General features: G+C 42.8%; 1 rRNA gene. It reads right to left on the bottom strand.

From position 1 onward, the window contains the following. Positions 1-85: ribosomal RNA gene (gene rrf, locus H4J56_RS19425) — 5S ribosomal RNA — on the bottom strand; the annotation flags it as partial. Positions 86-304 lie beyond the last annotated feature (219 nt).

Raw genomic sequence — 304 nt, forward strand, 5'->3', positions numbered from 1 at the left:
CTCCCACACTACCATCGGCGCTACTGCGTTTCACTTCTGAGTTCGGAATGGGATCAGGTGGTGCCACAGTGCTATTGTCGCTAGACAAAAAGGTTACAATCTTGAAAGCTGTTGCTCGTTAGAGCTATAAATATAAAAGCGTTTTCTTATTCAATTCATTACAGTGCGTGAAGTTATTATGTCAGTCTTTTACAAACACTTCGCAGTAAAACTACTTGGGTGTTGTATGGTTAAGCCTCACGGGCAATTAGTATCAGTTAGCTCAAGACCTCGCAGTCCTTACACACCTGACCTATCAACGTTG

The organism is Colwellia sp. BRX8-4, assembly GCF_014077345.1.
Lineage (GTDB): Bacteria > Pseudomonadota > Gammaproteobacteria > Enterobacterales > Alteromonadaceae > Colwellia_A.